22 protein-coding genes are annotated in these 25,936 nt (G+C 61.1%); 10 read left to right on the top strand and 12 right to left on the bottom strand.

The features are described from left to right. Nucleotides 1–41: 41 nt before the first annotated feature. On the bottom strand, nt 42–1,061 hold the full coding sequence (locus tag ACQ7JA_RS12625; protein WP_430898143.1) for a glycosyltransferase family 2 protein: 1,020 nt from the start codon (nt 1,059–1,061) through the stop codon (nt 42–44). 267 nt (nt 1,062–1,328) lie between these two features. Here ACQ7JA_RS12625 and ACQ7JA_RS12620 point away from each other — a divergent pair, with 267 nt between their 5' ends. Further along, a complete protein-coding gene (locus tag ACQ7JA_RS12620; RefSeq protein WP_430898141.1) occupies nt 1,329–2,510 on the top strand; it encodes a hypothetical protein in 1,182 nt (393 codons plus the stop codon). Nucleotides 2,511–2,578: 68 nt separating this feature from the next. Here ACQ7JA_RS12620 and ACQ7JA_RS12615 read toward each other — a convergent pair whose 3' ends face one another. The 3 genes from ACQ7JA_RS12615 to ACQ7JA_RS12605 form a co-directional block, all read right to left on the bottom strand. After that, nucleotides 2,579–4,642, bottom strand: a complete 2,064-nt coding sequence (locus ACQ7JA_RS12615) for a M13 family metallopeptidase (RefSeq protein ID WP_430898139.1) — start codon at nt 4,640–4,642, stop codon at nt 2,579–2,581. Nucleotides 4,643–4,719: 77 nt separating this feature from the next. Next, nucleotides 4,720–6,771: a M13 family metallopeptidase gene (locus ACQ7JA_RS12610; protein ID WP_430898137.1), complete on the bottom strand. Its 2,052-nt coding sequence runs from the start codon at nt 6,769–6,771 to the stop codon at nt 4,720–4,722. A 14-nt stretch (nt 6,772–6,785) separates the two neighbouring features. Next, on the bottom strand, nt 6,786–6,977 hold the full coding sequence (locus ACQ7JA_RS12605) for a hypothetical protein (protein WP_430898135.1): 192 nt from the start codon (nt 6,975–6,977) through the stop codon (nt 6,786–6,788). A gap of 469 nt (nt 6,978–7,446) precedes the next feature. On the opposite strand from ACQ7JA_RS12605, the gene ACQ7JA_RS12600 reads away from it, so the two are divergent. Further along, nucleotides 7,447–8,874, top strand: a complete 1,428-nt coding sequence (locus ACQ7JA_RS12600) for a S41 family peptidase (protein ID WP_430898133.1) — start codon at nt 7,447–7,449, stop codon at nt 8,872–8,874. Nucleotides 8,875–9,001: 127 nt separating this feature from the next. Beyond that, the gene (locus ACQ7JA_RS12595; protein ID WP_430898131.1) at nt 9,002–10,123 is read left to right on the top strand and encodes a beta-ketoacyl-ACP synthase III; all 1,122 of its coding nucleotides are present in this window, start codon (nt 9,002–9,004) and stop codon (nt 10,121–10,123) included. A 113-nt stretch (nt 10,124–10,236) separates the two neighbouring features. Here ACQ7JA_RS12595 and ACQ7JA_RS12590 read toward each other — a convergent pair whose 3' ends face one another. The 5 genes from ACQ7JA_RS12590 to ACQ7JA_RS12570 all read right to left on the bottom strand — a co-directional run bounded on the left by ACQ7JA_RS12590 (nt 10,237) and on the right by ACQ7JA_RS12570 (nt 15,652). Next, complete coding sequence (locus ACQ7JA_RS12590; RefSeq protein WP_430898129.1) at nt 10,237–12,270, bottom strand: FAD-dependent oxidoreductase; 2,034 nt, start codon at nt 12,268–12,270, stop codon at nt 10,237–10,239. A gap of 44 nt (nt 12,271–12,314) precedes the next feature. Further along, complete coding sequence (locus tag ACQ7JA_RS12585; RefSeq protein WP_258826710.1) at nt 12,315–12,767, bottom strand: hypothetical protein; 453 nt, start codon at nt 12,765–12,767, stop codon at nt 12,315–12,317. 36 nt (nt 12,768–12,803) lie between these two features. Further along, nucleotides 12,804–13,250: a DUF2721 domain-containing protein gene (locus tag ACQ7JA_RS12580; RefSeq protein WP_430898126.1), complete on the bottom strand. Its 447-nt coding sequence runs from the start codon at nt 13,248–13,250 to the stop codon at nt 12,804–12,806. Nucleotides 13,251–13,320: 70 nt separating this feature from the next. Next, complete coding sequence (gene pip, locus ACQ7JA_RS12575; protein ID WP_430898124.1) at nt 13,321–14,277, bottom strand: prolyl aminopeptidase; 957 nt, start codon at nt 14,275–14,277, stop codon at nt 13,321–13,323. A 55-nt stretch (nt 14,278–14,332) separates the two neighbouring features. Then, nucleotides 14,333–15,652, bottom strand: a complete 1,320-nt coding sequence (locus tag ACQ7JA_RS12570) for an amino acid deaminase (protein ID WP_430898122.1) — start codon at nt 15,650–15,652, stop codon at nt 14,333–14,335. Between the two features lie 374 nt (nt 15,653–16,026). Between ACQ7JA_RS12570 and ACQ7JA_RS12565 the strand changes: the two genes are divergently transcribed. The 4 genes from ACQ7JA_RS12565 (at nt 16,027) to ACQ7JA_RS12550 (ending at nt 21,049) form a co-directional block, all read left to right on the top strand. Then, nucleotides 16,027–16,281, top strand: a complete 255-nt coding sequence (locus ACQ7JA_RS12565; protein ID WP_430898120.1) for a hypothetical protein — start codon at nt 16,027–16,029, stop codon at nt 16,279–16,281. Between the two features lie 555 nt (nt 16,282–16,836). Continuing rightward, the gene (locus tag ACQ7JA_RS12560; protein ID WP_430898118.1) at nt 16,837–17,496 is read left to right on the top strand and encodes a rhomboid family intramembrane serine protease; all 660 of its coding nucleotides are present in this window, start codon (nt 16,837–16,839) and stop codon (nt 17,494–17,496) included. Nucleotides 17,497–17,559: 63 nt separating this feature from the next. Then, nucleotides 17,560–18,852 carry an HlyD family secretion protein gene (locus tag ACQ7JA_RS12555; RefSeq protein ID WP_430898116.1) on the top strand — a complete coding sequence of 431 codons (1,293 nt, stop codon included), beginning with the start codon at nt 17,560–17,562 and terminating at the stop codon, nt 18,850–18,852. Nucleotides 18,853–18,904: 52 nt separating this feature from the next. After that, nucleotides 18,905–21,049 (top strand): peptidase domain-containing ABC transporter, encoded by a 2,145-nt coding sequence (locus ACQ7JA_RS12550; RefSeq protein WP_430898114.1) that lies wholly within the window; start codon nt 18,905–18,907, stop codon nt 21,047–21,049. 93 nt (nt 21,050–21,142) lie between these two features. Here ACQ7JA_RS12550 and phbB read toward each other — a convergent pair whose 3' ends face one another. Together phbB and ACQ7JA_RS12540 are read right to left on the bottom strand one after the other, a co-directional pair. Further along, nucleotides 21,143–21,883 carry an acetoacetyl-CoA reductase gene (gene phbB, locus ACQ7JA_RS12545; protein WP_430898112.1) on the bottom strand — a complete coding sequence of 247 codons (741 nt, stop codon included), beginning with the start codon at nt 21,881–21,883 and terminating at the stop codon, nt 21,143–21,145. Between the two features lie 84 nt (nt 21,884–21,967). Beyond that, nucleotides 21,968–23,146: an acetyl-CoA C-acetyltransferase gene (locus ACQ7JA_RS12540; protein WP_430898110.1), complete on the bottom strand. Its 1,179-nt coding sequence runs from the start codon at nt 23,144–23,146 to the stop codon at nt 21,968–21,970. 271 nt (nt 23,147–23,417) lie between these two features. Between ACQ7JA_RS12540 and minC the strand changes: the two genes are divergently transcribed. From minC to minE, 3 genes are read left to right on the top strand one after another with little or no spacing between them, the layout of a single operon-like run. Then, nucleotides 23,418–24,206 carry a septum site-determining protein MinC gene (minC, locus tag ACQ7JA_RS12535; protein WP_430898108.1) on the top strand — a complete coding sequence of 263 codons (789 nt, stop codon included), beginning with the start codon at nt 23,418–23,420 and terminating at the stop codon, nt 24,204–24,206. Between the two features lie 36 nt (nt 24,207–24,242). Further along, on the top strand, nt 24,243–25,058 hold the full coding sequence (minD, locus tag ACQ7JA_RS12530) for a septum site-determining protein MinD (protein WP_430898106.1): 816 nt from the start codon (nt 24,243–24,245) through the stop codon (nt 25,056–25,058). Between the two features lies 1 nt (nt 25,059). Continuing rightward, entirely contained in the window at nt 25,060–25,311 is a 252-nt protein-coding gene (gene minE / locus ACQ7JA_RS12525; protein ID WP_430898104.1) for a cell division topological specificity factor MinE, read from the top strand. 47 nt (nt 25,312–25,358) lie between these two features. Here the strand turns inward: minE and ACQ7JA_RS12520 are convergent, their stop codons facing one another. Further along, nucleotides 25,359–25,907 carry a hypothetical protein gene (locus ACQ7JA_RS12520; protein WP_430898102.1) on the bottom strand — a complete coding sequence of 183 codons (549 nt, stop codon included), beginning with the start codon at nt 25,905–25,907 and terminating at the stop codon, nt 25,359–25,361. Nucleotides 25,908–25,936: the final 29 nt, after the last annotated feature.

Here is a 25,936-nt window from a genome sequence, read left to right as displayed (position 1 = left end):
GGGCCTTGTTCAGGGGCCCGGTTTTTTTTCGCCTAGCCGTTTCAATCGGACGTATGACTGCCGCGCTTACGCTTGAAGGAACAGTAGACGGAGCGTACCGCGCTCCTCGGATCCGCCAGCAGGTGGCTTACCAGGCTCTGTTGCGGGCGGCCCGGGATCAGTTTCGCATAGCGCCGGTAGCTGTCGAAGCCCAGCAGCGAGGACTGGTAACGCAGCAGGGCGACGCGTTCGTCGACGAAGCCTTCGACCAGGCGGCGCTGCGCGGGATCGACGGAGATGCCCAGCGCGCCATCGAGGATAGAGGTATAACCGGCCAGCTTGGCGATCGAGGTGTCGGCCGCCGCGCCCGGTCGGGTGAGGTTGTCGGGATGACGGTGCACCAGCGACACGTCTTCATTGACGAACACGAAGTCTCCGCGCTGGGCCAGGCGCAGCCAGAACAGCCAGTCCGAACCCATCTTGTAACCGACCGGCATGCCGCCCGCCGCGAGCGCTTCCTGGCGAATGAAGCAGGCGGAACAGGTAGCGATCAGGCTCGCCTTGAGAAACGTGCTTTTTGCATCGCGCAGCCTGTAGCGGCCCTGTCCGGGCTCGCCTACCGGATCGGCAATCGAGGCGATATCGAGCTTCGCGCCGAACATGGCATGGGGAATCCGTTTGCTTGGCGTGACCTTTGTGGCGTCACCGAAAGCGACCACGGCGCCGGGACTTTCCTCCAATGCCGACACCAGCCGTGCCAGCGTGTCCGGCAAATGCTCGTCGTCGGAGTCGAGGAAGGAAATGTAGCGGGTATTGGCCAGCTCCATGGCACGGTTGCGCGCAGCAGCTACTCCGCCGTTCTTCGCCAACCGCTCAATGCGCACCGGAAAACCGGTGCGGTCGCGCCAGGCCTCGACCTGGGCGACGGTGTCATCGGTGGAGGCATCGTCCACCACCAGGATTTCATGCGGCATGGCGGACTGCCTGCGCACACTGTCCAAGGCGCGCACGATCAGCGCCGACCGGTTAAAGGAGGGCATGACGACAGTAACGTCGAGGCGGGCTTGCTTGCTTGAACTCATAGGCTTTCCTGGATAAATCCTGCTGCAGTGACGGGATGACTGCTTCGCCACATCTTATCTTTTTATTATCCCATAGAAATAAGCAGTTTTCATTTGGAGGGGATCAAGGCGTGTCTACCCTACAATATTGCCTAAAATTTGTTCAAAATATGTTGCAGAGACTCGATTTTCTTACATCTGCTTACAGCTTTTCCTAGCAGCAGTCTTTATGCTGACAAATGTTTCGTAGAGAAAATTTCCTCGACACATTTAAATGGGACAAGCTTGATGCAAACTAAACGCCTTATTTTTCCTGCCTCCATCGCCCTCGCCATGTTCGCCAGCTCTGCTTCCGCGGCAACCCTGAGCGTCGGTCCCGGCAAAACCTATGCGACGCCCTGCAAGGCCTTCGCCGTCGCCAAGACCGGCGACGTGGTCGAGATCACCGGCAACACCACCTATAGGGGCGACGTCTGCGGCATCTACGCAAGCAACCTGACCATCCGCGGCGTCAACGGCCGTCCGAAGATCGACGCCGCCGGCAAAAACGCCATGGGCAAGGGCACTTGGGTCGTGGTCGGCAACAATGTCGTCGTCGAGAACGTCGAGATGTATGGCTCGAAAGTGCCTGACCAGAACGGCGCGGCGCTGCGCATCGAAGGCACCAACTTCACCCTGCGCTCGGCCTTCCTGCATGACAATGAAAACGGCATCCTGACTGGCGCCAACCTGAACAGCAACATCGTGATCGAATACAGCGAGTTCGGCCACAACGGCTACGGCACCGGCTACACCCACAACCTGTACATCGGCAATGTCGGCAGCCTGACCTTCCGCTACAACTACTCGCACGACGCCCACGTCGGCCACAACCTGAAGTCGCGCGCCCGCGTCAACACGATCGTCTACAACCGCTTCTCGAGCCTGAACGCGGGCCAGACCGGCAGCACCGCGGCCGGCAAGCCGAGCTATGAGATCAATCTGCCGAACGCCGGCACCTCCTATGTGATCGGCAATGTGATCCAGCAGCCGTCGTCGAACAACAACCCGACCCTGCTGGCCTACGGCGAGGAAGGCGCGAGCAATCCCGGGCACGACCTCTACGTGGTCAACAACACCTTCCTGAACGACAACAGCTCGAGCGGCACGTTTGTGAAGATCGGCAGCGGCGTCACCAAGAAGGTCCTGTTGCAGAACAATATCTTCGGTGGCACAGGCATCCTGACCACCCAGGTCGGCGCAGTCGAGAAGACCAACTACCGCGCCCTGGCGCCGGGCTTCGTCAACCGCGCGGCCTGGGACCTGCGTCCGACCGCCAGCGGCCTGGTGGCCAATGCCGGTTCGACCCCGGGCACCTCGGCCACCGGCGTCTCGCTCAAGCCGGGCGCCGCGTACAAGCACGTCGCCTCGGGCAGCACCCGCAGGACGGTGAACACCATCGACATCGGCGCCTACGAATCGGCGCTGTAAGCCGCGGCCTCGCCGCATGAAAAAAGGGCCGCTCCGAGCGGCCCTTTTTGCGTCCTAGCTGGTTCGCATTACCAGATGATCACGCGGTCCTTCGGCGCCAGGTACATCTTGTCGCCCGGCTTGACGCCGAAGGCTTCGTAGAAGCCCGGCTGGTTCTTCAGCGTGCCGTTGGCGCGGAACTGGGCCGGCGAGTGCGGGTCGGTCTTGACCTGGTTGATCTGCGCCGGTTCGCGCATCTTCGCGCGCCACACCAGGCCCCAGCCCATGAAGAAGCGCTGGTCGCCGGTGAGACCGTTGATCACCGGGGCCTTCTTGCCCTTCAGGGACAGTTTATACGCCTTGTAGGCCACCGCCAGGCCCGAGTTGTCGCCGATGTTCTCGCCCAGGGTCAGTTCGCCGTTCACGTTATAGCCCGGCAGCGGGCTGTAGGAGGCGTACTGCTGGATCAGCACCTTGGTCTTCTCGGCGAAACGCTTGCCGTCGTCCTCGGTCCACCAGTTGCGCATATTGCCGTCGCCGTCGTACTGCGAGCCCTGGTCGTCGAAGCCGTGGCTGATCTCGTGGCCGATCACGGCGCCGATGCCGCCGTAGTTCACGGCGTCGTCCGCGTTCGCGTCGAAGAACGGCGGCTGCAGGATCGCGGCCGGGAACACGATCTCGTTCAGTTCAGGGTTGTAGTAGGCGTTGACGGTCTGCGGCGTCATGCCCCATTCGTCGCGGTCGATCGGCTTGCCCAGTTTATTGAGTTCGCGGTTGTACTCGACTTCGCGCGAACGGATCACGTTGCCGACCAGGTCATCGCGCTTGACGGTGAGCGAAGAGTAATCCTTCCACTTGTTCGGGTAGCCGATCTTCGGCGTGAACTTGGCCAGCTTGGCCTGGGCTTCCTTCTTGGTGGCAGGGCTCATCCAGTCGAGGGTGTCGATGGACGACTTGTAGGCCGCCAGCAGGTTCTTCACCAGCACTTCCATGCGCGCCTTGCGCTCGGCCGGGAAGTGCTCCTTCACGTACAGCTTGCCCACCGCGTCGCCCAGCGCGCCTTCGACGGTCGACACGCCGCGCTTCCAGCGCGGTTCCAGCTGCGGGGCGCCCGACAGCGTGGTGCCGAAGAAGGCGAAGCGCTGGTCCACAAACGCTTTCGACAGGTAGCTGGCGTAGCCGTTCACGGTGTGCAGGCGCAGGTAGGTCTTCCAGGTCTCGAGCGGCACGCGGTTCAGGACCTCGGCCATGCCCTTCAGGTAGCTCGGCTGGCTGACGATGACGTAGTCGGCCTTGCCGGCGATGCCGGAGGCCTTCAGCCAGGCGTTCCAATCGAAGCCCGGCGCCACTTCGCCCAGCTTGGCGACGTCCACCTTGTTGTAGGTCTTGATCGGGTCGCGGTTCTCGACCTTGGTCCACTGGACCTTGGCCAGCTCGGTTTCCAGGTCGACGATGGCCTTGGCGTTCGCGGCCGCGTTCTGGTCGCCCGACAGCGCCAGCATCTTCTCGACGTGCTGCTGGTACTTGGCGCGGATGTCGGCCAGTTTCGCGTCGTCCGCCTTCAGGTAGTAGTCGCGGTCCGGCATGCCCAGGCCGCCCTGGTAGAGGTCGGCCACGTACTTGGTCGAATCCTTGGCGTCCTGGTGGATGTAGAAGCCGAAGGGCGAGGTCACGCCGAGCTTGCCCATGTGCGCGAACACGGCCGGCAGTTCCGACTTGTCCTTGATCGCGTCGATCTTCGCCAGCTCGCCTTTGAGCGGGGTGATGCCGAGCTGCTCGAGGCGCGCCTCGTCCATGTAGCTGCCGAAGAAGTCGCCGATCAGCTGGACTTCCGAGCCCGCGGCCGCGCCCTTGGCGGCGGCGGACTTCTCGATGATGGCGCGCAGCTGCGGCTGGGTGTCGTCATGCAGCTTGTGGAAGGCGCCCCAGCTCGATTTGTCGGCCGGGATCTCGACGGTCTTGAGCCACTTGCCGTTCAGGTGCTCGAAGAAGTCGTCCTGCGCACGCACTTTCGGTTCGACGTATTCGAGGGCGATGCCGGCGGACAGCACCGGGGCTTTGGCTGCGCCCTTGGCGCTGCTCTTGGTCGATTCGGCCTGGGCCATCGAGGCCACCAGGAGGAGCGCCGCGGCGCTCAGAAGATGTCGTTTCATGGTTTTTCCGTTTGCTGTTATTGGTCTCGTGAAGGTCGAAGGGCCGGCTTGCGCCGGCCCCATCGTTCAGGGATTGCTTACCAGATGATCACGCGGTCCTGCGGCGCGAGGTACATCTTGTCGCCCGGCTTGACGTTGAAGGCCTCGTAGAACTCAGGCATGTTCATCACGGTGCCGTTGGCGCGGAACTGGCCCGGCGAGTGCGGGTCGGTCTTCACCTGGTTGATCTGCTGGGCTTCACGCATCTTCGAGCGCCACACCTGGCCGAAGCCCATGAAGAAGCGCTGGTCGCCGGTGAGACCGTCGATCACCGGGGCCGGCTGGCCGTGCAGCGACAGCTTGTAGGCTTTATAGGCGATCGACAGGCCAGCGTTGTCGCCGATGTTCTCGCCCAGGGTCAGTTCGCCGTTGACGTTATAGCCCGGCAGCGGCGAGAAGCCGTTGAACTGCTTGACCAGCTTGTCGGTGCGGGCCTTGAAGGCGGCCTTGTCCTGCTCGGTCCACCAGTTGCGCAGGTTGCCGTCGCCGTCGGACTGGCTGCCCTTGTCGTCGAAGCCGTGGCCGATCTCATGGCCGATCACGGCGCCGATGGCGCCGTAGTTGACCGCGTCGTCGGCGCGCATGTCGAAGAAGGGCGGCTGCAGGATCGCGGCCGGGAACACGATCTCGTTGGTCGTGCTGCGGTAGTAGGCGTTGACGGTCTGCGGCGTCATGCCCCATTCGGTGCGGTCGACCGGCTTGCCCAGCTTGTTCAGCTGGTAGTTGTACTTGAAGGTCGCGGTGCGCATCGCGTTGCCGACCAGGTCATCGCGCTTGATGGTCAGCTTCGAATAATCGCGCCATTTGTCCGGATAGCCGATCTTCGGAGTGAACTTGGCCAGCTTGGCGCGGGCTTCCTTCTTCGTATCGGGGCTCATCCACTCGAGATTGTCAATCGATTGGCCATATGCATTGACCAGGTTCTTCACCAGCTCTTCCATGCGCGCCTTGCGCTCGGCCGGGAAGTGCTCTTTCACGTACAGCTTGCCCACCGCTTCGCCCAGCGCGCCTTCGACCACGTTCACGCCGCGCTTCCACACCGGGGGCTGCTCGCTCACGCCCGACAGTGCGGTGCCGTAGAAGGAGAAGCTCTGGTCCACGAAGGCTTTCGACAGCAGGGGCGAGAATTCGCGCAGCAGCTGCCATTCGAAGTAGGACTTCAGGGTCGACAGCTCGGTCTTGGCCAGCACCTCGTTCAGGCCGCTGAAGTAGCTCGGCTGGTTGACGATGATGGTCTCGAGCTTGTTGCCCACGCCGGCCGCGCCCAGGGCCGCCTTCCAGTCGTAGCCCGGTGCCAGTTTGCCCAGCTCGGCCACGCTCATCTTGTTGTAGCGCTTGACCGGGTCGCGGTTCTCGACACGGGTCCACTGCACCTTGGCCAGCTCGGTCTCGAAGTCGACGATGGCCTTGGCCTGGGCCTTGGCATCCTTTTCGCCTGCCAGCGCCAGGGTCTTCTCGACGTGGTCCAGGTACTTGGCGCGCACTTCGGCCAGCTTGGCGTCGTCCTGCTTCAGGTAGTAGTCGCGGTCCGGCATACCGAGGCCGCTCTGCGAGATGTACACGACGTGCTGCGTCGAGTTGCGCATGTCCTGGCTGACGTAGATGCCGTACGGGGTCGACACGCCGATCCTGGACAGGTGGGCGACCAGGTTCGGCAGGCCCTTCTTGTCCTTCAGCGTGCGGATCTTCTGCAGCTCGCTCGAGAGCGGCTTGGTGCCCAGGGCTTCACGGCGCGCTTCATCCATGTAGCTCGCGTACAGGTCGCCGATCTTCTGGGTTTCCGAGCCCGTCTTGGCCGACTTGTCGGCCTGCGCCGCCTCGATGATGGCCTTGATCTGCGGATTGGTGTCGTCGCGCAGCTTCATGAAGGTGCCCCAGCTCGCCTTGTCGCTCGGGATCTCGGTCTCTTTCAGCCACTTGCCGTTCAGGTAGGTGAAGAAATCGTCCTGGGGACGCACGCTGGTGTCGATGTACTGCGTATCGACGCCCGAGATCGGCGCGCCGGCCGGCTTGGCGGGCGCTTTGTCCGCCGCGTTGGCAAAGGCTGCCGCGATGGACAGCGTCAGGGTGCTCAAAAGGATTCGCTTCACGGATGGGTCCTCGGTTACTTGGGAAGGTGCTGGAAAACGGCCGGCTTGTGACCGGCCCTGGGAATGTGCGGCGTCGAAGCAGGCTTCGGGCGCACGCCGGCAGTCGCGTGGGTGCGCGCCTGCGTGGAAAGGGTGGTATCGGAATGGAAGGCGAAGCCCTGGACGGGCACCGCCATGCTGCAGGCGAACGAGTCGAAATTCTTCATTCTTTATTGTTGTAGTGTGGACGTCCCTGTCATGCGCAGCCCTTTCCGGAAGGCGGGCGCCGATTCATTCTAGCGGCTGCTTCGAGCGCGAAGGCGGGCCGGAGAAGCTTTTTTACTTTTCGATACACGGCAAGCGCCGTTATGGCATATGCATGTGTTGGGAGGTGACAACAGCCGTATAGACAAGCGGCAACATTGCCACAGAAATGCACCAGAAGGGCATAAAAAAGCCCGCGGAGGGGGCCGCGGGCAAAGACCACTTCAAAAAGTGGAGAGAGAGAAAAACTGAGATTCACTATAGGAGTCCACTCTCCCGTTCGCTTGGACTCTTACAATTGCTTACCAAGCTCAGAAAACCGTAACAAGCAGTGCAACAAAGGTCTGTTTGGCCCAGCTCGCAGCCGCCAATAGATTTCGGGTTTATACTGGACCGGCGCATCTCATGCATGCGCATCCAACCGGGTGAACCATGGGCTCCACTTTCAAGAATTCCTGTCTCGTCGGCCTCGGCGCCGTCGCCGGCGTCGCACTCACCATGCAGTTCTCGGCCCTGGCCCAGAAGCCGGTCGATGCCGGGATGCCGCTGGCCGAGCTGCGCCAGCTGGCCGACGTCTATGGGGTCATCAAGTCCACCTATGTCGAGCCGGTCGAGGACAAGGCCCTGCTGTCGCAGGCGATCTCCGGCATGGTGGCCTCGCTCGACCCGCATTCGGCCTACCTCGACCCGCGCGCCTACCGCGAGCTGCGCGAAGGCACCGAGGGCCGCTTCGTGGGCCTCGGCATCGAGATATCCGAAAGCGACGACGGCTACGTCGAAATCGTCGCCCCGATCGAGGATTCGCCCGCCTGGCACGCCGGCATCAAGGAAGGCGACCTGATCACCCGGATCGACGGCCAGCCGGTGCAGGGCCTGCCGATCGACGAGGCGATCAAGCGCATGCGCGGCGAACCCGGCACCAAAGTCACGCTGACCATCGCGCGCAAGGACAGCCCCGCCCCGCTCTCCTTCACCATCGCGCGCAGCGAAATCGTCCAGAAAAGCGTCAAGGCGAAGATGGTCGAACCGGGCTACGCCTGGCTGCGCGTGGCCCAGTTCCAGGAGCCGACCGTGGACGACATGGCGGCCAAGCTGAAGGCCCTGTACCGCGACAATCCGGACATGAAGGGCCTGGTGCTCGACCTGCGCAACGACCCAGGCGGCCTGCTGCAGGGCGCCATCGGCGTGGCCGCGGCCTTCCTGCCGAAGGATGCCGAAATCGTCTCGACCAACGGCCAGCTGGTCGAACAGCGCCAGCGTTTCTACGGCCGCCCCGAGTTCTACATGCTGCGCAGCGGCGCCGACCCTCTGTCGACGCTGCCGCCCGCCTTCAAGTCCATGCCGATGGTGGTGCTGGTGAACACCGGCTCGGCCTCGGCGTCCGAGATCGTGGCCGGCGCCCTGCAGGACTACAAGCGCGCCGCCATCATGGGCAGCCAGACTTTCGGCAAGGGCTCGGTGCAGACCATCCGCCCGATCGGCCGCGACGCCGCCGTCAAGCTGACCACGGCGCGCTACTACACGCCGGCCGGGCGCTCGATCCAGGCGCGCGGCATCCTGCCCGACCTCCCGGTCGACGAAACCCTCGAGGGAGACGGCCTGAACGCCCTGCGCATGCGTGAAGCCGACCTCGAACGGCACCTGTCGAACGACCGCGACAAGGAAGAAGCCACGCGCGCCGACGACATCGAGGAGCAGATGCGCTTACTCAGTGAAGCGCGCCTGCGCAAACCCCTGGACTACGGCAGCGCCGACGACTTCCAGCTGGCCCAGGCCCTGCGCCACCTCAAGGGCGAAAAGGTGCAATTGTCGAAGCGTGCACTCAAGGCGGATACGACCCTGGCCCAGCGCGGGCGCTGAGGCGGCGTTGACGGGTTTATAAGCTTGTCATTACCGCCAATTCCCAGGCCGGGTGCGAGGGTGTAGAATCGCCGCATCTCCGGGCTATGTCCCCTTGTTGCCCCTTATTTCCTTTGAAAGTCCGAACATGAAACCTGTCGTGATCAGCGGCACCGGCCTGTTTACGCCGCCGTATTCCATCTCCAACGACGAGCTGGTGACGGCCTATAACGCCTACGTCGAACTGTACAACCAGGAACACGCCGCCGCCATCGCCGCAGGCGACACCACCGCACTGGAACCCTCGAGCAGCGCCTTCATCGAAAAGGCCTCGGGCATCAAGTCGCGCTACGTGATGGAAAAGGAGGGCATCCTCGATCCGGCCCACATGACGGCCCGCATTCCGGAGCGCGCCGACGAACAGGTCTCGCTGCAGGCCGAGATGTGCGTGGCCGCCGCCCGCGAAGCGCTGGACCGCGCCGGCAAGCAGGCATCCGACATCGACATGGTGCTGGTGGCCTGCTCGAACATGCAGCGCCCCTACCCGGCCATGGCGGTCGAGGTGCAGGAGCTGCTTGGCATCGAGGGCTTCGGCTTCGACATGAACGTAGCCTGCTCCTCGGCCACCTTCGGCATCCAGACCGCGGTGGACGCGGTGCGCAGCGGCCGCGCGCGCGCCGTCCTGATGCTGAACCCGGAAATCACCAGCGGCCACCTGAACTTCCGCGACCGCGACAGCCACTTCATCTTCGGCGACGCCTGCACCGCCGTCGTCGTGGAAGCGGCGGAGACCGCGACCAGCCGCCACCAGTGGGAAATCCTGGACAGCCAGCTCAAGACCAAGTTCTCGAACAATATCCGCAACAACTTCGGCTTCATGAACCGCTTCGACGAAGCCGGCATCGGCGCGCCGGACAAGCTGTTCCGCCAGCAGGGCCGCAAGGTGTTCAAGGAAGTCTGCCCGATGGCGGCCGAAACGATTGCCAATACGGTGAAGAACGCCGGCCTGGAAATCAAGGACGTCTCGCGCTACTGGCTGCACCAGGCCAACCTGAACATGAACCTGCTGATCGCCCGCACCCTGCTGGGCCGCGATGCGACGCCGGAAGAAGCGCCGGTGATCCTCGACACCTATGCCAACACCTCGTCGGCGGGTTCGATCATCGCTTTCCACAAGTACCAGGACGACCTGCCGAGCGGCGCAAACGGCGTGATCTGTTCCTTCGGCGCCGGCTACTCGATCGGCTGCGTGGTCGTTCGCAAGAAGTAATCGGGTTCCGTAGGGTGGGCGGTCCTCCGCCCACGCGTTCAACTGACGGACGCACTGCGAAGACCCATTCTTTCGTTGAACGCGTGGGCGGGAGACCCGCCCACGCTACAAATTCAAAGGCGCGCGGCGAGTTCCGCACCTTCGCGGATCGCCCGCTTCGCATCCAGCTCCGCCGCCAGCGCCGCCCCGCCGATCTTGTGGAAGCGCGGCCCGCCGCTCGCTCCCTCAGCCGGCATTAGCTCCGCCAGGCTCTCCTGCCCCGCGCAGATCACCACATTGTCCACTTCCAGCAGGCGCTGTTCGCCCCCGACCGTGATGTGCAGGCCCGCGTCGTCGATGCGCTCGTACTGCACGCCGGCCAGCATCTGCACGCCGTTCCTGACCAGGGTGGCCCGGTGCACCCAGCCCGAGGTCTTGCCCAGGCCGGCGCCGGGACGCGTGCTCTTGCGCTGCAGGAGCCAGACCTGGCGCGGCGGATGCGGCGGCGCGGCCGGCGCCAGGCCGCCCGGCGCGGACGATGCGGGATCGACGCCCCACTCGCCCATCCAGTGCGCCTTCGGCACCGGCAGCGGTACCGCGGGATCGTGCACCAGGAACTCGCCCATGTCGAAACCGATGCCGCCGGCGCCGATGATGGCCACGCGCCGGCCGACCGGCTTGCGATCGCGCAGCACGTCGAGGTAGCTCAGCACCTTCGGGTGGTCGATGCCCGCGATCTTCGGCTTGCGGGTGGTGATGCCGGTGGCGACGATCACGTCGTCGAAGCCTTCGGCCAGCAATTCCTCGCGCGTGACGCGCCGGTTCAGCCGCACGTCGACGCCCGTCAGTTCCAGCTTGCGTCGGAAATAGCGGATGGTCTCGGCGAATTCCTCCTTGCCTGGCACCTGCATGGCCACCTTGAACTGGCCGCCGATGCTGCCGCTTCCTTCGAACAGCGTCACCCGGTGGCCGCATTCGGCCGCCACCGTGGCGGCCGACAGGCCGGCCGGTCCGGCGCCGACCACGGCCACGCGGCGCGGCCGCGCGCTCTTCCTGTACACGAGTTCAGTCTCGTGGCAGGCGCGCGGGTTCACCAGGCAGCTGGCGCGCTTGTTCGAGAAGGTGTGGTCGAGGCAGGCCTGGTTGCAGGCGATGCAGGTGTTGATCTCGTCCACGCGCCCGCTCGCCGCCTTTGCGACCCAGTCCGCGTCGGCCAGGAAGGGACGCGCCATCGACACCATGTCGGCATCGCCGCGCGCCAGCAGGGCCTCCGCGTCATCCGGCATATTGATGCGGTTCGATGCGACCACGGGAATGCTCACCTCCTTGCGCAGGCGTCCCGCCACCTCGGCAAAGGCGGCGCGCGGCACGGAAGTGACGATGGTCGGAATGCGCGCCTCGTGCCAGCCGTAGCCCGTGTTCAGGATGGTCACGCCGGCCGCCTCGAGGGCTTTGGCCACGGCCGACACTTCCTCCCAGGTATTGCCGCCCTCGACCAGGTCGAGCACCGAGTGGCGGTACATCAGGATGAAGTCGGGCCCGACGGCTGCGCGGATGCGGCGCACCACCTCGACGGCCAGGCGCATGCGGTTCTCGATGCTGCCGCCCCACTCGTCCGTGCGCTTGTTGGTGCGCGCGCACAGGAACTGGTTGAGCAGGTAGCCTTCGCTGCCCATCACCTCGACGCCGTCGTAGCCGGCCATCTTCGCCAACTTCGCGCAGCGCGCGTATGCGGCGATGGTCGATTCGATGCCGGCGGCATCCAGCGCCTTCGGCCTGAACTTCGAGATCGGCGACTTGACGCTGGATGCCGACACCACGAAGGGCTGGTAGCCGTAGCGGCCCGCGTGCAGGATCTGCAGCAGGATCTTGCCGCCCTCTTCGTGCACGGCGCGCGTGACCTTCCTGTGGTTCGGCACGTCGCCGAGGAAGTTCAGGGTGCCGCCGAAGGGCAGCAGCCAGCCCTGCCGGTTCGGCGAGATGCCGCCGGTGACGATCAGGCCGGCGCCGCCACGCGCGCGTTCGCGGTAGAAGGCGGCCAGCTTGCCGTAGTTGTAGAAACGGTCTTCGAGCCCGGTGTGCATCGAGCCCATGAGCACGCGGTTCTTCAGGGTCGTGAAACCCAGGTCGAGCGGCGCGAGGAGATTGGGGTAAGTGGTAGACGTCATCACGGCATTACACCGTGATTTCGTGGAGGCGTGTTTCTAAACTGTCAGGCCAGGTGGCTTTCGCGGCCGCGCAGCTCGGCGAAGCCTTCGATATTGCCGATGTTGATGACGACCGGATTCAGGCTCGCGTTCGGCGACATCGAGCGCCAGGCGAACTGCCATTCCTTTTCGCGCGACAGGCCCAGGCTCTTCGAGAAGGCCGCGCCCAGCGGCGAGCGCACGCCATAGGCGACCTCGCCGTCGATGCCGGCCCAGTTGGGCAGGGTGCGCTGCACCGCGCGGTGGATGCGTTCGCCGAACTCCTCGGTGTTGTGGATCACCAGGCAGCGTTCGGCGCGGCTGAACACGTCGAACAGGGACTTGTCCCAGGCGGTCGAGAACGAGAGTGCCAGGAAGCCGCCGTCGGGCAGCAGGCGGAACTGGCCGCGCAGCGCGGCTTCGAGTTCGTCCTGCGGTCCGTAGCGGTACAGGGTCGGGGGGCGTTGATAGTCGTGCATAAATAAAACCGTTTCGATAATGTGTGCGGTGTGCGGCTAGCGCGGCTGCTGCAGCGACAGCAGGTGTTGCATGCGCATGAAGCGCGAGGCGATAAGGATCTCGCGCAGGAAGTAGACGAAGCTGCTGATCAGGCCGACCATCGCGACCACGAAGAGGCCGGCGATGTACTGGTCCAGCGGCAGGTTGGTGGTATCGCCCAGGAAGAGCAGCGCGATGACCAGGCAGACCATCAGGCCGCAGGCGGTGCTGGAGGTGATCGCCGTGTTGATCAGGTGCGAGCGCGTATACAGCGTTTCGAGTTCGGCGGAGAACTCGGCGTTCGGGCTGACCTTGAGGCGGTCTTCCAGCACGCGGGTGCGGTCGATGATGCGCGCCAGGCGGTTGGTCAGCACGGTCAGCTTGGTCGCCACGCCGGTCAGCAGGAAGACCGGCGCGATCGCCAGCTGGATGACGTGGCCGATGTCGCTGATCTGGATATTCATGGGCACGATAGCGTTTTGTCGTTGTTGTCGTGATGGCCTAAGTGTAGCAGCCGGCGCGCGGCTGCTGCACTCAATCGAAGCGGCGGTGGCGCTTGAACTGCTCGGTGGCCGTCACCAGCGCGCGCGCAATCCCCGTCTCCAGCGCGCCATGGCCGCCGTCCGGAATCATGTGCAGCTTCGCGCCGGGCCAGGCCTGATGCAGGCGCCAGGCCGACAGCGGCGGGCAGATCACGTCGTAGCGGCCCTGCACGATCACGGCCGGGAGGTGGGCGATGCGCCCGATGTCGCGCACCAGCTGGTCCTCGTCCATGAAGGCGCCGTGCAGCATGTAGTGCGATTCCAGCCGGCCGACGCCGAGGTCGAGCGCGTCCGACGACGCTTCCTCGGGCTGCGGCAGCAGGAAGACGCGGCGGCCTTCGAAGCGGCTCCAGGCGCGCGCGGCGGGCCAGTAGACTTCCGGATCGCCGCACAGCAGGCGCCTGGTATAGGCCTGCAGCAGGTCGTCGCGTTCTTCGACGGGAATCGGCGCCACGAATTCCTCGTACAGCTCGGGGTAGAACCACTTGACGCCGTTGATGAACCAGTCGACCTCCGCCTTCGTGCACAGGAAGATCCCGCGCAGCACGAAGCCCAGGCAGCGTTCGGGATGCGCTTGCCCGTAGGCCAGCGCCAGGGTCGAGCCCCAGGAACCGCCGAACACCAGCCACTGGGAGATGCCGAACATGGCGCGCAGGCGCTCGATGTCGTCGATCAGCAGCTGAGTCGTGTTGTTGCGCCACTCGCCCAGCGGCGTGGACTTGCCGGCGCCGCGCTGGTCGAACAGGATCACACGGTAGGCGCTCGGGTCGAAGAAGCGGCGGTGCTGCGGCGACAGGCCCGCGCCCGGGCCGCCGTGCAGGAACAGCACCGGGATACCGTCGGGATTCCCGACTTCTTCCCAGTAGATCGTGTGCAGCTCGTCGACCTCCAACATGCCATGGCGGATGGGCTGGATCGGCGGGAACAGCGACGGTGGTGTGGCGGGCATACGGGGCTCTTGTTGGTGAGGCTAGGAACCGATTGTAGCCTACTGCCCCGCCCTTTCAGAAGAAGGTGTTGAGCGCTTCCTTCACGGTGTAGTCGTCGTCCACGGCCAGCAGCACCTGCCACTTGTCGAAGGTGGTGCAGGGGTGGGAGATGCCGCAACCGACCAGGTCGCCGATTTTCAGCTCGTCGCGAATCGTCCCTTCCGGCAGGCGCAGATAGGCGTGCTGGTCGTTCATCTTGACGATCTCGCAGCCGGGCGGCAGTTCGGCCGGGCCCCTGGCGTCGCTGCCCGGGCGGTGGGTATAGACGGGAATGGGCAGCGCCTCGTCGTAGGACGCGTCGCGCTTGCCCATGGTGAGGATGGCGAGACCAGGCTCCGGACGCGACTGCACCATGCTCCAGACCTCGAGCGCCGGCCGCAGGCCTTCCCCAATGGCTTCGCGCGCATCGAGCTGGGCCAGCAGGCGCTTGTAGGAGCCGTGGTCGCTGGTGAGGTAGCAGCCGCTGCGCAGCACGGCGCGCACCGGGCGCGACAGGCCGTGCACGCCGCCGAAGCCGCGCGCGACCAGGTCGAAGTAGGACGAGCCGCCGGCCGACAGCAGGATCTCCTTGTCGCCGAACAGGCCCTCGGCGTCGGCCGTCTTCACCAGTTCCACCAGCCGGGACAGGAAGGCGTCCACGGCGCGGATATCGGCTTCGCGGTCCTGCGTCACGAGCAAGCCTTCGTAGCCTTCGATACCGGCCAGGGCCAGGCCGTCGGCTCTTGCAATTTCGCGTGCCACCTGCAGCGCGTCCTCGGGTGTGCGGCAGCCGGCGCGCTTGCCTTCGATGCCCAGCTCGACCAGCACCGGCAGCGGACGCACCAGCTTACGTCCCATGACCGCCTGCGACAGTCGTGCCACGCCCTCCGGCGAATCGGCCAGCACAAAGCATTCGAAGTCCGGGTCCTCATGCAGCAGCGCCAGCACGGCCTCGATGTCGGCGCGCGCCACCAACTGGTTGGCCAGCAGCACCCGGCGCACATTGAAACGGTGCGCCACCTGGACCTGCGTGGCGCTGGCCAGCGTGATGCCCCAGGCGCCATTGGCCAGCTGGGCCGCGAAGAGCTGCGGGCTCATCGTGGTCTTTCCGTGCGGCGCCAGGGTGGCGCCGCGACGCGCGCAGAAGTCGCGCATCCACACGAGGTTGTGGAGCAGTGCCGATGCCTTGAGCACGGCGACCGGGAAGGACGTGTCGCCGCGCAGGACGTTCCAGTTCTGCAGGCCGATGGCGCCCTGGCGCAGGGATTCGGTCAGTGGCAAGCCCTTGGTGCCGGGCGGGAGCAGCTGTTCCTCGAGGCTGGACAGGGCGAGGTAACCACGAGGAAGCGAACACATTTTATTTTATCAGTTAGCGCGGTAATGTTTTAAATGCTGCAATCGAACTACTTATTTAACTAGACATGATAGTTAAAAAAAATTCGAAGGCAAGCTCAGTCGACAAGCCAATTATAAATTACAGCCAACCGCAGAAGTATTCTCTGAGCAGATCTTGGTTTAAAACAATAAATTTTACGTTTTTGAAAGCCGAAAATACATCCACTTAATCAAAAACAAAATTTTTCTAATGGTATTGATTACAAGCAATAGATAATGCATTTTGGAATTACAAAGCGAGTCGAGTTGGATACACTTAACTCATCAAGAAAGCGTTGAAACGCCCTTGATCTTGCTCTTTATCAACAAGCCCCTCATCAACAAAGGAGATTATCATGATTGCATCTAAGAAATATGAAGATATCTGCAGTATCCAAGAACTGACTAGTGACGAAGTCGATCAGGTAAGCGGTGGACTTCATGCTAAAGGCGCAGCGGCTCTTGCAACGGCTGCAAGTATTGGCGCAGTTACCTTTGGCTCTGGGTGGGGGGCTGTTGCAGTTGGCGTAGCGTGGGCTGCTGCTCCGGTTGCAGTAGTCGGTATGGGATTACTGATTGCATATGGCACCTATCAGGTTGTCAAGAAATAATTCCTAATCGGTCAAGGCGCTGAGAAACCTCAGCGCCTTAGTGAGGAAATTATGCTGAATAACGAAATAACCTGGCAAACAGGGCCAAGTTCGGCAATACGATCTACCTTTATTCTTGGATTACTAGCTACCCTGTGGCTAATATTCGCTGTCCAATATTGCTTGGAAAACTACGGTCGGCATTATTCATCGATAATATCAGCTTTCGCTTTGGCCGTTCTCTTATGCATAACTTCAGTTTTACGATTATTTTTTACGCGATTTTTGTTAAAGACGATATCCATTGGACCCTACCACCTCATAATCCCAAGAATCTTTCTAAGGGATTACAAAGTCCACATCAATGATATTACCGCGCTCGACATATTTGGAAAACCTAATACGAACAGAGTCGCGTTAATCATCAGAAGAACAGAGCCGCCCATTGCTGTTAGTGAGAATTTGTTTACCTGCACTACGCATTTTGACGAATTTGTTTCACATGTAGATAAAAGCTTAAATTCGAAAGAAGATTCTCGAAAAAAAAAGAAACTGTCAAGCTCATTAGCTACACATATGACTTCTATTGTCTTGGCAACCACATTAACAATACCATTCGTTACGCTTTCAGACGACTTAGGGACTTTAAACAATACTGCTTTGCAGTTGGGCGGCCTAACCAAGAGCGCTTTACAGCCTAATGAACTTTACAGGCTGTTTTCTGCATTCTTTCTCCACTTTAGCTTGCCGCACCTAGCTGTTAACCTGTTTACCCTAGGAATTTTTTTGCATCCAGTCGAAATCCTTATAGGCAGAGCGAAAGTTATCAACGTGCTTCTAATCTCAGCATTAGGTGGCTCGGTCGGTAGTATTATTTTTTCTCCATTTGAGATAGTTGCAGGCGCCTCAGGAGGAATACTAGGTCTAATCGCCTCTTACACTGTTCTGCATTTCAAATGCAGAGAGAAAATGATAGGTTTTGTTTTTATCCCACACAATGTATTGCTTTTAATTATTGTAGGACAAATCGCATCGGATTTGCTCTTTGACGGAATTGACTTATACAGTCATCTCTTTGGCTTCTTAGTCGGCGCGATTTATACGAACTTTGCAAGTCGATCGGGGCTGTTGCCTAACGGCACTCGTCATAATAATTTCGCGTGCCTTTTATCATTCGTTCTAACTGCAATTTTCCTAGTAGGTGCTGTCTATTTTGGCATAAGGTGCATGAGGTAGAAGTAAGTCAAGACCTAGAATGTAAATGCCAAAATCAAGCGCCTCGAAGAAAGACCAAATGAAATGCTTGCTGACCAATCATCCGTTTCCACAACAAAAACGTTATTTCGTCAACAAGCCGTTAGACATATGACGGTTCAACAGTATGGAAATGTCATCCTCACACGTCCGATTAGCCATTCTCTAATGACGATTCTTTTTCTATCGATCACTTTATTAATTATATTATTTTTTTTGTTCTTTGAGACTGCTCGCAAGGCACAGATCTATGGCTTATTAGTTCCAACTTCTGGGGTAATCCGGGTCTTCCCACTTCAAGCAGGAGTCATTAAAGAAATTCGCATTAAAGAAGGCCAGTTCGTGCGTGAAGGCCAAATACTATTTGTACTGAGCAGTGAACGTAGTAACGTTTCAGCTCACTCTACTGAGACTGTTATCTCCGAATTGTTAAAACAGCGTCGCGATAGCTTTCGTATGGAGTTACAGCAGATCCAAGCTCAAGCCAAACTTCGGCATGCATCTTTACAAGAGCGGCTTTTGGGTTTGCGTAATGAGATTCAACGGCTCGATCAGCAAGCACTTATGCAACAGCAGCGAATCTTTCTATCTGAACAGACCTTGGCCCGCTTTACTGAGCTAAAAGCAACCAATTACATATCTACCGCTAAGCTCCAAGAACAAGAAGCAGAACTCCTTGATCAGCGCCAACGTTTGCTCGAGATTGAACGCACTCGCTCTGCAACGCAGCGCGACCTTGCAAACACTGAAATTGAGGACCAAGAAATTGTGGTGCAGGCGCTGCGCGATGAAAATTCTATGCGACGTAATATATCAACGCTCGAACAAGATCTAACCGAAAATGAGTCACGACGCGAAATTCCGATTAAGGCACGTCAGAGCGGTGCAGTTACGACTATTACCGCGAATATTGGGCAGAGTATTAGCAGCACAACCCTACTCGCATTGATCCTGCCCGAAGGAAGTAATTTAGAGGCTGAGATGTATGTTCCGTCCCGTGCTGTTGGATTTATCAAATCAGGAATGACTGCCGAGCTGCGCTATCAAGCGTTCCCATATCAAAAGTTTGGGTTACATGCAGCGCGTGTTCGTGAAGTAGCCACTACTTCAGTTCGCCCTGAAGAACTACCAACCTCAGCGGGAGCACTTCCGGGCATAGCCAGTTCAGAACCAATATATCGGATTCGACTTGAACTCGGGCAACAAACCATTAGAGCATACGGTTCTGCAATGCCCTTACGCTCAGGTATGCTGGTAGATGCCAGTATCGTACTTGAGCGGCGAAAGCTCTACGAATGGGTGCTTGAACCACTGTTTAGTGTGTCAGGACGTCTATAAGTCATTAACCTAACCTATTCACGGCATTCCTACCCGTGATTGACGTCAAACTATGAATTTTTCAAATCTTTCGCAGCTAGCTTTCTGGAGCAATCATCGGTTACCAATGCTGCTTCAGTCGGAAGGAGCCGAATGTGGCCTTGCTTGTTTAGCCATGATCGCCACCTACTGGGGCCATCGCACCGATATCTCGAATATGCGTCGCCGCTTCTCCGTTTCGATGAAAGGCGTAAATCTGAAGGGCATGATGGCAATTGCAAGCGGTTTGTCCCTGCAGACCCGCCCGCTCAAATTGGATCTCCAGCACTTGCCTGAACTGAAGCTGCCCTGCGTCCTGCACTGGGACCTGAACCACTTTGTCGTACTTAAGTCAGTCTCGGCCAAGCATGTCGTCGTGCATGATCCGGCGATCGGCGAAAGGCGTATGCCAATCGAAGAGTTTGCCAAGCACTTTACCGGTATCGCGCTCGAGCTGACGCCGAGTGCGCAATTCGAAGCCAAGGAAGAACGTCAGCAATTTTCCCTGATCTCGTTAATGGGACGTGTGGTCGGTCTGCGTCGCAGCCTGCTCCAGGTGCTGGCCCTTGGTCTGGCCCTTCAGGTCTGCGCCCTAATCGCGCCCTTTTACATGCAGTGGGTTGTGGACGAAGCGCTCCTGGCGTCGGACCGCGACCTAATCACGGTGCTTGGCTGCGGCTTCCTGCTCCTGGTACTGCTCCAGACTGCGATCGGTGCCGTCCGCTCATGGGTTACCACCGTGCTAGCGACAAGTCTGAACCTGCAATGGCTGGGCAATGCCTTCGCCCATCTCCTGAAGCTACCATTGCCCTACTTTGAGAAGCGCCATACTGGTGACATCGTGTCACGCTTCGGTTCGATCCAACAGATCCAGGCCAGCCTAACGACACAATTCGTCGAAGGGATCATTGACGGTGTGCTGGTGCTGGGCACCCTGATCATGATGCTGCTATATAGCGCCAAGCTGTCCGCAGTGGCTTGCGTTGCCGTATTGCTGTACGCGCTGTTGCGATTGGCGATGTTCCGCCCACTGCGCGATGCGAACTCCGAAGAGATCATCCACGCAGCGAAACAGCAGAGCCACTTCATAGAAACTGTACGTGGCATGCAAAGCATTCGCCTGTTCGGCCGCAGCGAAGAGCGCCGTTCAAGCTGGATGAATTCACTGACCGACGAGTTCAACGCTCAGTTGCGTATCGCCAGACTGGCCGTCTCGTATCAGACGTCCAATACCCTGCTGTTCAGCGGAGAGCGCGTGATCGTGATTTGGCTTGCCGCCCTTGCCGTGCTCAGCAATGAATTCTCGGTCGGGATGGTATTCGCCTTCATTAGCTACAAGGATCAGTTCAGCCAGCGAATGGCTAGTCTAATCGACAAGCTGTTCGAACTGCGGATGATGCGCTTGCATGGCGAGCGTGTGGCTGACATCGTTCTGGCCAAAGCAGAACGAGATGATGACGCGGTTGAAGTCGAGTCAAACCAGATCACTCCCGCGATCGATATCAAGAACCTGAGTTTCCGTTATTCCGACAGCGAGCCTGAGGTCATCCGTGAACTCAACCTCACCATCCCAGCCGGCCAATGCGTTGCGATTACCGGACCTTCCGGCTGCGGCAAGACAACGCTCATGAAGCTACTGCTGGGCCTGCTCACGCCGACCAGGGGTGAAATCCGTATCGGGGGAGTCCCGTTGGATACGCTCGGCCTGTCGAATTACCGTCGTATGCTGGGCACGGTGATGCAGGACGATACCTTGTTCGCTGGATCGATCTCGGACAACATCAGCTTCTTTGACCCGCTGGTCGACATGCAGCGCGTCTACACGTGCGCCGAGCTTGCTGCCATCGCGCCTGAGATCGCCGCCATGCCGATGGCCTTCAATACTCTAGTCGGCGATATCGGCACCGGCCTATCAGGCGGACAGCAGCAGCGCATCTTGTTAGCACGCGCGCTGTACAAGAATCCAAAAATCTTAGTGCTGGACGAAGCGACCAGCCACTTGGACGTGTGGAATGAACAGGCTGTCAACGCGGCCATTCAGAAAATCCCACTCACCCGAATTATCGTCGCGCATCGGCCCGAAACCATCCAGATGGCAGAGCGTGTGATCGTACTGCATAACGGTCAAGTCGCTCAGGATGTGACCAAGCCAAGCCCCAAAGATAAAGAGGCAGCTTGATGACGGCAGTTGCAAAAAAACTGGCCCGAACGATTACTCATCCGGGCCAGTTTTTCTCAAATCAAGCGCTGTGTATGCGTGCGAGGTTGACGATCACTGCATGTGCTGCCCCCCATTGATCGCAATATTCGCCCCCGTCACAAACGCCGCCTCTTCCGACGACAGATAAGCCACCAGCCCCGCCACTTCCTCCGGCTTGCCCAAGCGCCCCATCGGGATCTGCGGGATGATCTTGGTTTCCAACACTTCGCTCGGGATGTCCATCACCATCTTGGTGCCGATATAGCCCGGCGAGATGGTGTTGACGGTCACGCCCTTGCGCGCGACTTCATAGGCCAGGGCCTTGGTGAAACCGTGCATGCCGGCCTTGGCCGCCGAGTAGTTGGTCTGGCCGAAGGCGCCCTTCTGGCCGTTCACCGAGGAGATGTTGATGATGCGGCCCCAGCCGCGCTCGACCATGCCGTCGCAGACCGGCTTGGTCATGTTGAAGACGGAATCCAGGTTGGTCTTCATGACCGCGTCCCAGTTCGGCTTGTCCATCTTCTTGAAGGTCATGTCGCGGGTAATGCCCGCATTATTGACCAGCACGTCGATCGCGCCGACTTCCTGCTGGACCTGGGCGATGCAGGCCTGGGCCGAATCGTAGTCCGACACATCGCAGGGATAGGCCTTGAAGTCATAGCCCTGCTCTTTCATCTGGCCGAGCCAGCTGTCTGCCTTCTTGTTCCCCGGCGAATACGTAGTGACGACCTTGTAACCCAACGCGGCCAGCTTGATACACACCGCTTCGCCCAGGCCGCCCATGCCACCCGTCACCAATGCTACTCGTGCCATTGTCTTCTCCAGTTTATTGTCAGTCACTGCTTCGTACATCCCGGACCGCCCGCCGGCCGTCCGGGCAATGCTTCAGGTGCGCGGTCAGTCGCGTTCCACCGCCAGCGCCACGCCCATGCCGCCGCCGATGCACAGGCTGGCCAGGCCACGCTTGGCGTCGCGGCGCACCATCTCGTGCAGCAGGGTCACCAGCACGCGGCAGCCGGAGGCGCCGATCGGGTGGCCCAGCGCGATCGCGCCGCCGTTCACGTTGATCTTCGAGGTATCCCAGCCCATTTCCTTGTTGACCGCGACGGCCTGGGCCGCGAAGGCCTCGTTGATTTCCATTAGGTCGACGTCTTCATGGGTCCAGCCGGCCTTCTGCAGGCACAGGCGGGTGGCCGAGACCGGGCCCATGCCCATGATCGACGGATCCAGGCCGGCCGAGGAATAGGCCTTGATGCGGGCCAGCGGGGTCAGGCCGAGTTCTTTCGCCTTGGAAGCGCTCATCATGATGACGGCTGCGGCGCCGTCGTTGAGGCCGGAGGCGTTGCCGGCGGTGACGGTGCCTTCCTTGTTGAAGGCCGGGCGCAGGCCGGACAGGGCCTCCAGGGTCGAGCCGTGCTTCGGATACTCGTCGGTGTCGAACACGATGGCGCCCTTCTTGGACGGGATCTCGAGCGGGATGATCTCGTCCTTGAACTTGCCTTCTTTTTGTGCAGCCTCGGCCTTGAGCTGGGACTGCAGCGCGAATTCGTCCTGCTCGGCGCGCGAGACCTCGTACTTGCGCGCGACGTTCTCGGCAGTGACGCCCATGTGGTACTGGTTGTAGACGTCCCACAGGCCGTCGACGATCATGGTGTCGACCAGCTTGGCGTCGCCCATGCGGAAGCCGTCGCGCGAGCCGTTGAGCACGTGCGGCGAGGCGCTCATGTTTTCCTGGCCGCCGGCGATGACGATGTCGGCGTCGCCGCACTTGATGGCCTGGGCCGCCAGGTGGGTGGCCTTGAGGCCGCTGCCGCACACCATATTGATGGTCTGGGCCGGCACCATGTCGGGCAGGCCGCCCTTGATGACCGCCTGGCGCGCCGGGTTCTGGCCGGCGCCGGCCGTGAGCACCTGGCCCATGATGACCTCGCTCACGGCGGCGGGGTCGATGCCGGTCTTGGCCAGCAGTTGGCGGATCACGTGCGCGCCGAGTTCGGCGGCAGGAATCTTGGCCAGGGTACCGCCGAATTTGCCGACCGCGGTGCGGCCGGCGGCGACGATGACGACGTCTTCCATAACAAATCTCCCTAGTTCCGGCTTGAGCCGGGGATTGTTGAGACGGCAGGGCCGTGAAACCATGCATCTTAAAATCAGCACGGCCCCTTCGTTTGAGCAACGTCAATCTTATCAGCTAATTCACACATTGCTGTGGGCTGCGGCCTTGTTGTTGCACATATTTTGAACAACCGGGTAACACTCGTTTCTACTAGGAATGATGCGTGCGCGGCTGTCCTTTCGGTCAAATTTCACAGTAGAATGCACGGGCGCAACGCCAACCAGACCGCATATGCTCAAAACCCGCACCTCGCTGCCCATCGAAATCAAGATCTCCACGGTCGTCGCCATCTCGACGATTCTGCATTCGGCCGATCCGGCCGTGATCGACGCGGCATTGCACCAGATGACCGGCGGGGTATCGGACTTCTTCGAGGACGAGTTCGCGGTGATCGATATCGCGGCCATCGCCCACGAGGCCACTGCGATCGACTGGCCGGCCCTGGTAGCCTTGCTGAAGAAATATCGCCTGAACGCGGTCGCCGTGCGCGGCGCCGGCCCGGAGATGGCGGAAGCGATCCGCGCCCACGGCCTGTCGCTGGACGACGGCTCGAGCGGCGCGCGCGCATCGGAGCGCGAGCAGGCGCCAGCGCCCGCCGCTCCCGAACCGGCGCCTGCGCCCGCGCCCGCTCCCGCTGCCCCCGCAGCCCCGGCGCCGGCGCCCCTGCCTGTGTCGACCATGGTGATCGACACCCCGGTGCGCGCCGGCCAGCGCATCTATGCGCGTGGCGGCGACCTGATCATTACCGCCGTTGTGAACAACGGTGCGGAAATCATTGCTGACGGCAGTATCCATGTGTACGCGCCGCTGAACGGCCGGGCCCTGGCGGGCGCTTCGGGCAATCCCGAGGCACGCATCTTCGCCCTGGCCATGCAGCCGGAACTGGTGTCGATCGCGGGCGTGTACCGTACTTTCGACGACGGTTTCCCGAACGACCTGGCGCGCCAGCCGGCGCAAATCCGGCTGGTCGGCGACCGGCTTGATATATCATCGCTGGCTCCGGCTACGTCCCGCGCGTAATCCGCCGACCCGCTTGAATTTGTAAAGGACCTATTTGTGGCACGAATTATTGTTGTGACGTCCGGCAAGGGCGGTGTGGGCAAAACCACTTCGAGCGCAAGCTTTTCCAGCGGCCTGGCCCTGCGCGGCCACAAGACCGCGGTCATCGACTTCGACGTCGGCCTGCGTAACCTCGACCTGATCATGGGCTGCGAACGCCGCGTGGTCTACGACCTGATCAACGTGATCAATGGCGAGGCGACCCTGAACCAGGCGCTGATCAAGGACAAGCACACCGACAACCTGTTCATCCTGCCGGCTTCCCAGACCCGCGACAAGGATGCGCTGAGCGAAGACGGCGTCGAGCGCGTGCTCAACGAGCTCGTGCAGATGGGCTTCGAGTTCATCATCTGCGATTCGCCGGCCGGCATCGAGCATGGCGCCCTGATGGCGCTGACCTTTGCCGACGAGGCGATCATCGTCACCAACCCGGAAGTCTCCTCGGTGCGCGACTCCGACCGCATCCTCGGCATCATCCAGGCCAAGTCGCGCCGCGCCCAGAGCGGCTCGGAGCCGGTCAAGGAACACCTCCTGATCACCCGCTACTCGCCGAAGCGCGTGGAAGCGGACGAAATGCTCTCCTACCAGGACGTGCAGGAAATCCTGCGCATTCCGCTGATCGGCATCATTCCGGAATCGGAATCGGTGCTGCACGCCTCGAACCAGGGCAACCCGGCGATCCACTTCAAGGGGACCGACGTGGCCGAGGCCTACGAGGACGTGATCGCCCGCTTCCTGGGCGAAGACCGTCCGCTGCGTTTCACCAACTACGAAAAGCCGGGCCTGTTCCAGCGCATCTTTGGAGCCAAGTGATATGGCACTTCTCAACTTCCTGTTCCCGGAGAAAAAGAAGAGCGCGTCAGCCGCCAAGGAACGCTTGCAGATCATTATCGCCCGCGAGCGCAGCAGCGTCACCGGCCCCGACTTCCTGCCGGCCCTGCACCGCGAACTGATCGAAGTGATCTCGAAATACACCAAGGTCAACGCCGACGACATCAAGATCTCGCTCGACCGCAAGGGCAACCTCGAAGTGCTGGACGTGAACGTGGTCCTGCCTGACGCCTGAATCCGCTCACTCGGACAAACAAATGCCCGCTTCAAGCGGGCATTTGTTTATACCACAGGCGCGACGCCGCCCTCATCCACGATCTTCATCTTCTGTAGTTCGCGCGCTACCTGGGCGCAGGCTTCCACGTGCTGGTAGCCCATGCGCCGGAACAGGGCAAAGCCGATTGCCGCCGAGGCCACCTGCCCGGCGATCGGCACCACCTTGGCTGCCGTCTTGGCCGCAATTTTGATTCCCGCGCGTTTAAAAACCTGCAGCACCAGGTTGCGCGTGACCAGCTTCCCGACCAGCATGCCGCCGACCGAGGCCGCCGCCTGGTAAGCGAGTACGCGCAAACGCGGATGGAGGCGCTCGATCTGCTGCTGGCTCAGGCCGAATTCCCGGTTCACTTCCTCGACCAGCACCGTGAAGGTGGTGAGGTCGGACAGGATGTCGACACCCGGCAGCGGCACCGCCGCCACGCCGGCCGAGACCAGGGCGCGCTGGCGCACCATTTCTCGGCAGCGCTCGCGCGCCGCGTCGATGGCGGGACCGCTCACCGGGACCAGCGGCGGCGCCGATGGGGCAACTTCTTTCTTTTTGCGTCGAAACAACATCACACGCCTCCCGCTTGACCGTTTATCGC

The organism is Massilia sp. BKSP1R2A-1 (genome assembly GCF_050586525.1).
Lineage (GTDB): Bacteria > Pseudomonadota > Gammaproteobacteria > Burkholderiales > Burkholderiaceae_D > Telluria.
The sequence above is the reverse complement of the archived record's forward strand: the minus strand, read 5'-3'. Positions and strand labels throughout refer to the sequence as shown.

What these genes read in the sequence shown, in the direction of transcription:
- ACQ7JA_RS12570 (WP_430898122.1), bottom strand. Translation starts at nt 15,652, where the DNA reads ATGTGTTCGCTTCCTCGTGGTTACCTCGCCCTGTCCAGCCTCGAGGAA.
- ACQ7JA_RS12520 (WP_430898102.1), bottom strand. Translation starts at nt 25,907, where the DNA reads ATGTTGTTTCGACGCAAAAAGAAAGAAGTTGCCCCATCGGCGCCGCCG.
- ACQ7JA_RS12585 (WP_258826710.1), bottom strand. Translation starts at nt 12,767, where the DNA reads ATGCACGACTATCAACGCCCCCCGACCCTGTACCGCTACGGACCGCAG.
- ACQ7JA_RS12620 (WP_430898141.1), top strand. Translation starts at nt 1,329, where the DNA reads ATGCAAACTAAACGCCTTATTTTTCCTGCCTCCATCGCCCTCGCCATG.
- ACQ7JA_RS12560 (WP_430898118.1), top strand. Translation starts at nt 16,837, where the DNA reads ATGACTTCTATTGTCTTGGCAACCACATTAACAATACCATTCGTTACG.
- pip (WP_430898124.1), bottom strand. Translation starts at nt 14,277, where the DNA reads ATGCCCGCCACACCACCGTCGCTGTTCCCGCCGATCCAGCCCATCCGC.
- ACQ7JA_RS12595 (WP_430898131.1), top strand. Translation starts at nt 9,002, where the DNA reads ATGAAACCTGTCGTGATCAGCGGCACCGGCCTGTTTACGCCGCCGTAT.
- ACQ7JA_RS12600 (WP_430898133.1), top strand. Translation starts at nt 7,447, where the DNA reads ATGGGCTCCACTTTCAAGAATTCCTGTCTCGTCGGCCTCGGCGCCGTC.
- minC (WP_430898108.1), top strand. Translation starts at nt 23,418, where the DNA reads ATGCTCAAAACCCGCACCTCGCTGCCCATCGAAATCAAGATCTCCACG.
- ACQ7JA_RS12625 (WP_430898143.1), bottom strand. Translation starts at nt 1,061, where the DNA reads ATGAGTTCAAGCAAGCAAGCCCGCCTCGACGTTACTGTCGTCATGCCC.
- ACQ7JA_RS12555 (WP_430898116.1), top strand. Translation starts at nt 17,560, where the DNA reads ATGCTTGCTGACCAATCATCCGTTTCCACAACAAAAACGTTATTTCGT.
- phbB (WP_430898112.1), bottom strand. Translation starts at nt 21,883, where the DNA reads ATGGCACGAGTAGCATTGGTGACGGGTGGCATGGGCGGCCTGGGCGAA.
- minE (WP_430898104.1), top strand. Translation starts at nt 25,060, where the DNA reads ATGGCACTTCTCAACTTCCTGTTCCCGGAGAAAAAGAAGAGCGCGTCA.
- ACQ7JA_RS12565 (WP_430898120.1), top strand. Translation starts at nt 16,027, where the DNA reads ATGATTGCATCTAAGAAATATGAAGATATCTGCAGTATCCAAGAACTG.
- ACQ7JA_RS12590 (WP_430898129.1), bottom strand. Translation starts at nt 12,270, where the DNA reads ATGACGTCTACCACTTACCCCAATCTCCTCGCGCCGCTCGACCTGGGT.
- ACQ7JA_RS12615 (WP_430898139.1), bottom strand. Translation starts at nt 4,642, where the DNA reads ATGAAACGACATCTTCTGAGCGCCGCGGCGCTCCTCCTGGTGGCCTCG.
- ACQ7JA_RS12540 (WP_430898110.1), bottom strand. Translation starts at nt 23,146, where the DNA reads ATGGAAGACGTCGTCATCGTCGCCGCCGGCCGCACCGCGGTCGGCAAA.
- ACQ7JA_RS12580 (WP_430898126.1), bottom strand. Translation starts at nt 13,250, where the DNA reads ATGAATATCCAGATCAGCGACATCGGCCACGTCATCCAGCTGGCGATC.
- ACQ7JA_RS12605 (WP_430898135.1), bottom strand. Translation starts at nt 6,977, where the DNA reads ATGAAGAATTTCGACTCGTTCGCCTGCAGCATGGCGGTGCCCGTCCAG.
- ACQ7JA_RS12550 (WP_430898114.1), top strand. Translation starts at nt 18,905, where the DNA reads ATGAATTTTTCAAATCTTTCGCAGCTAGCTTTCTGGAGCAATCATCGG.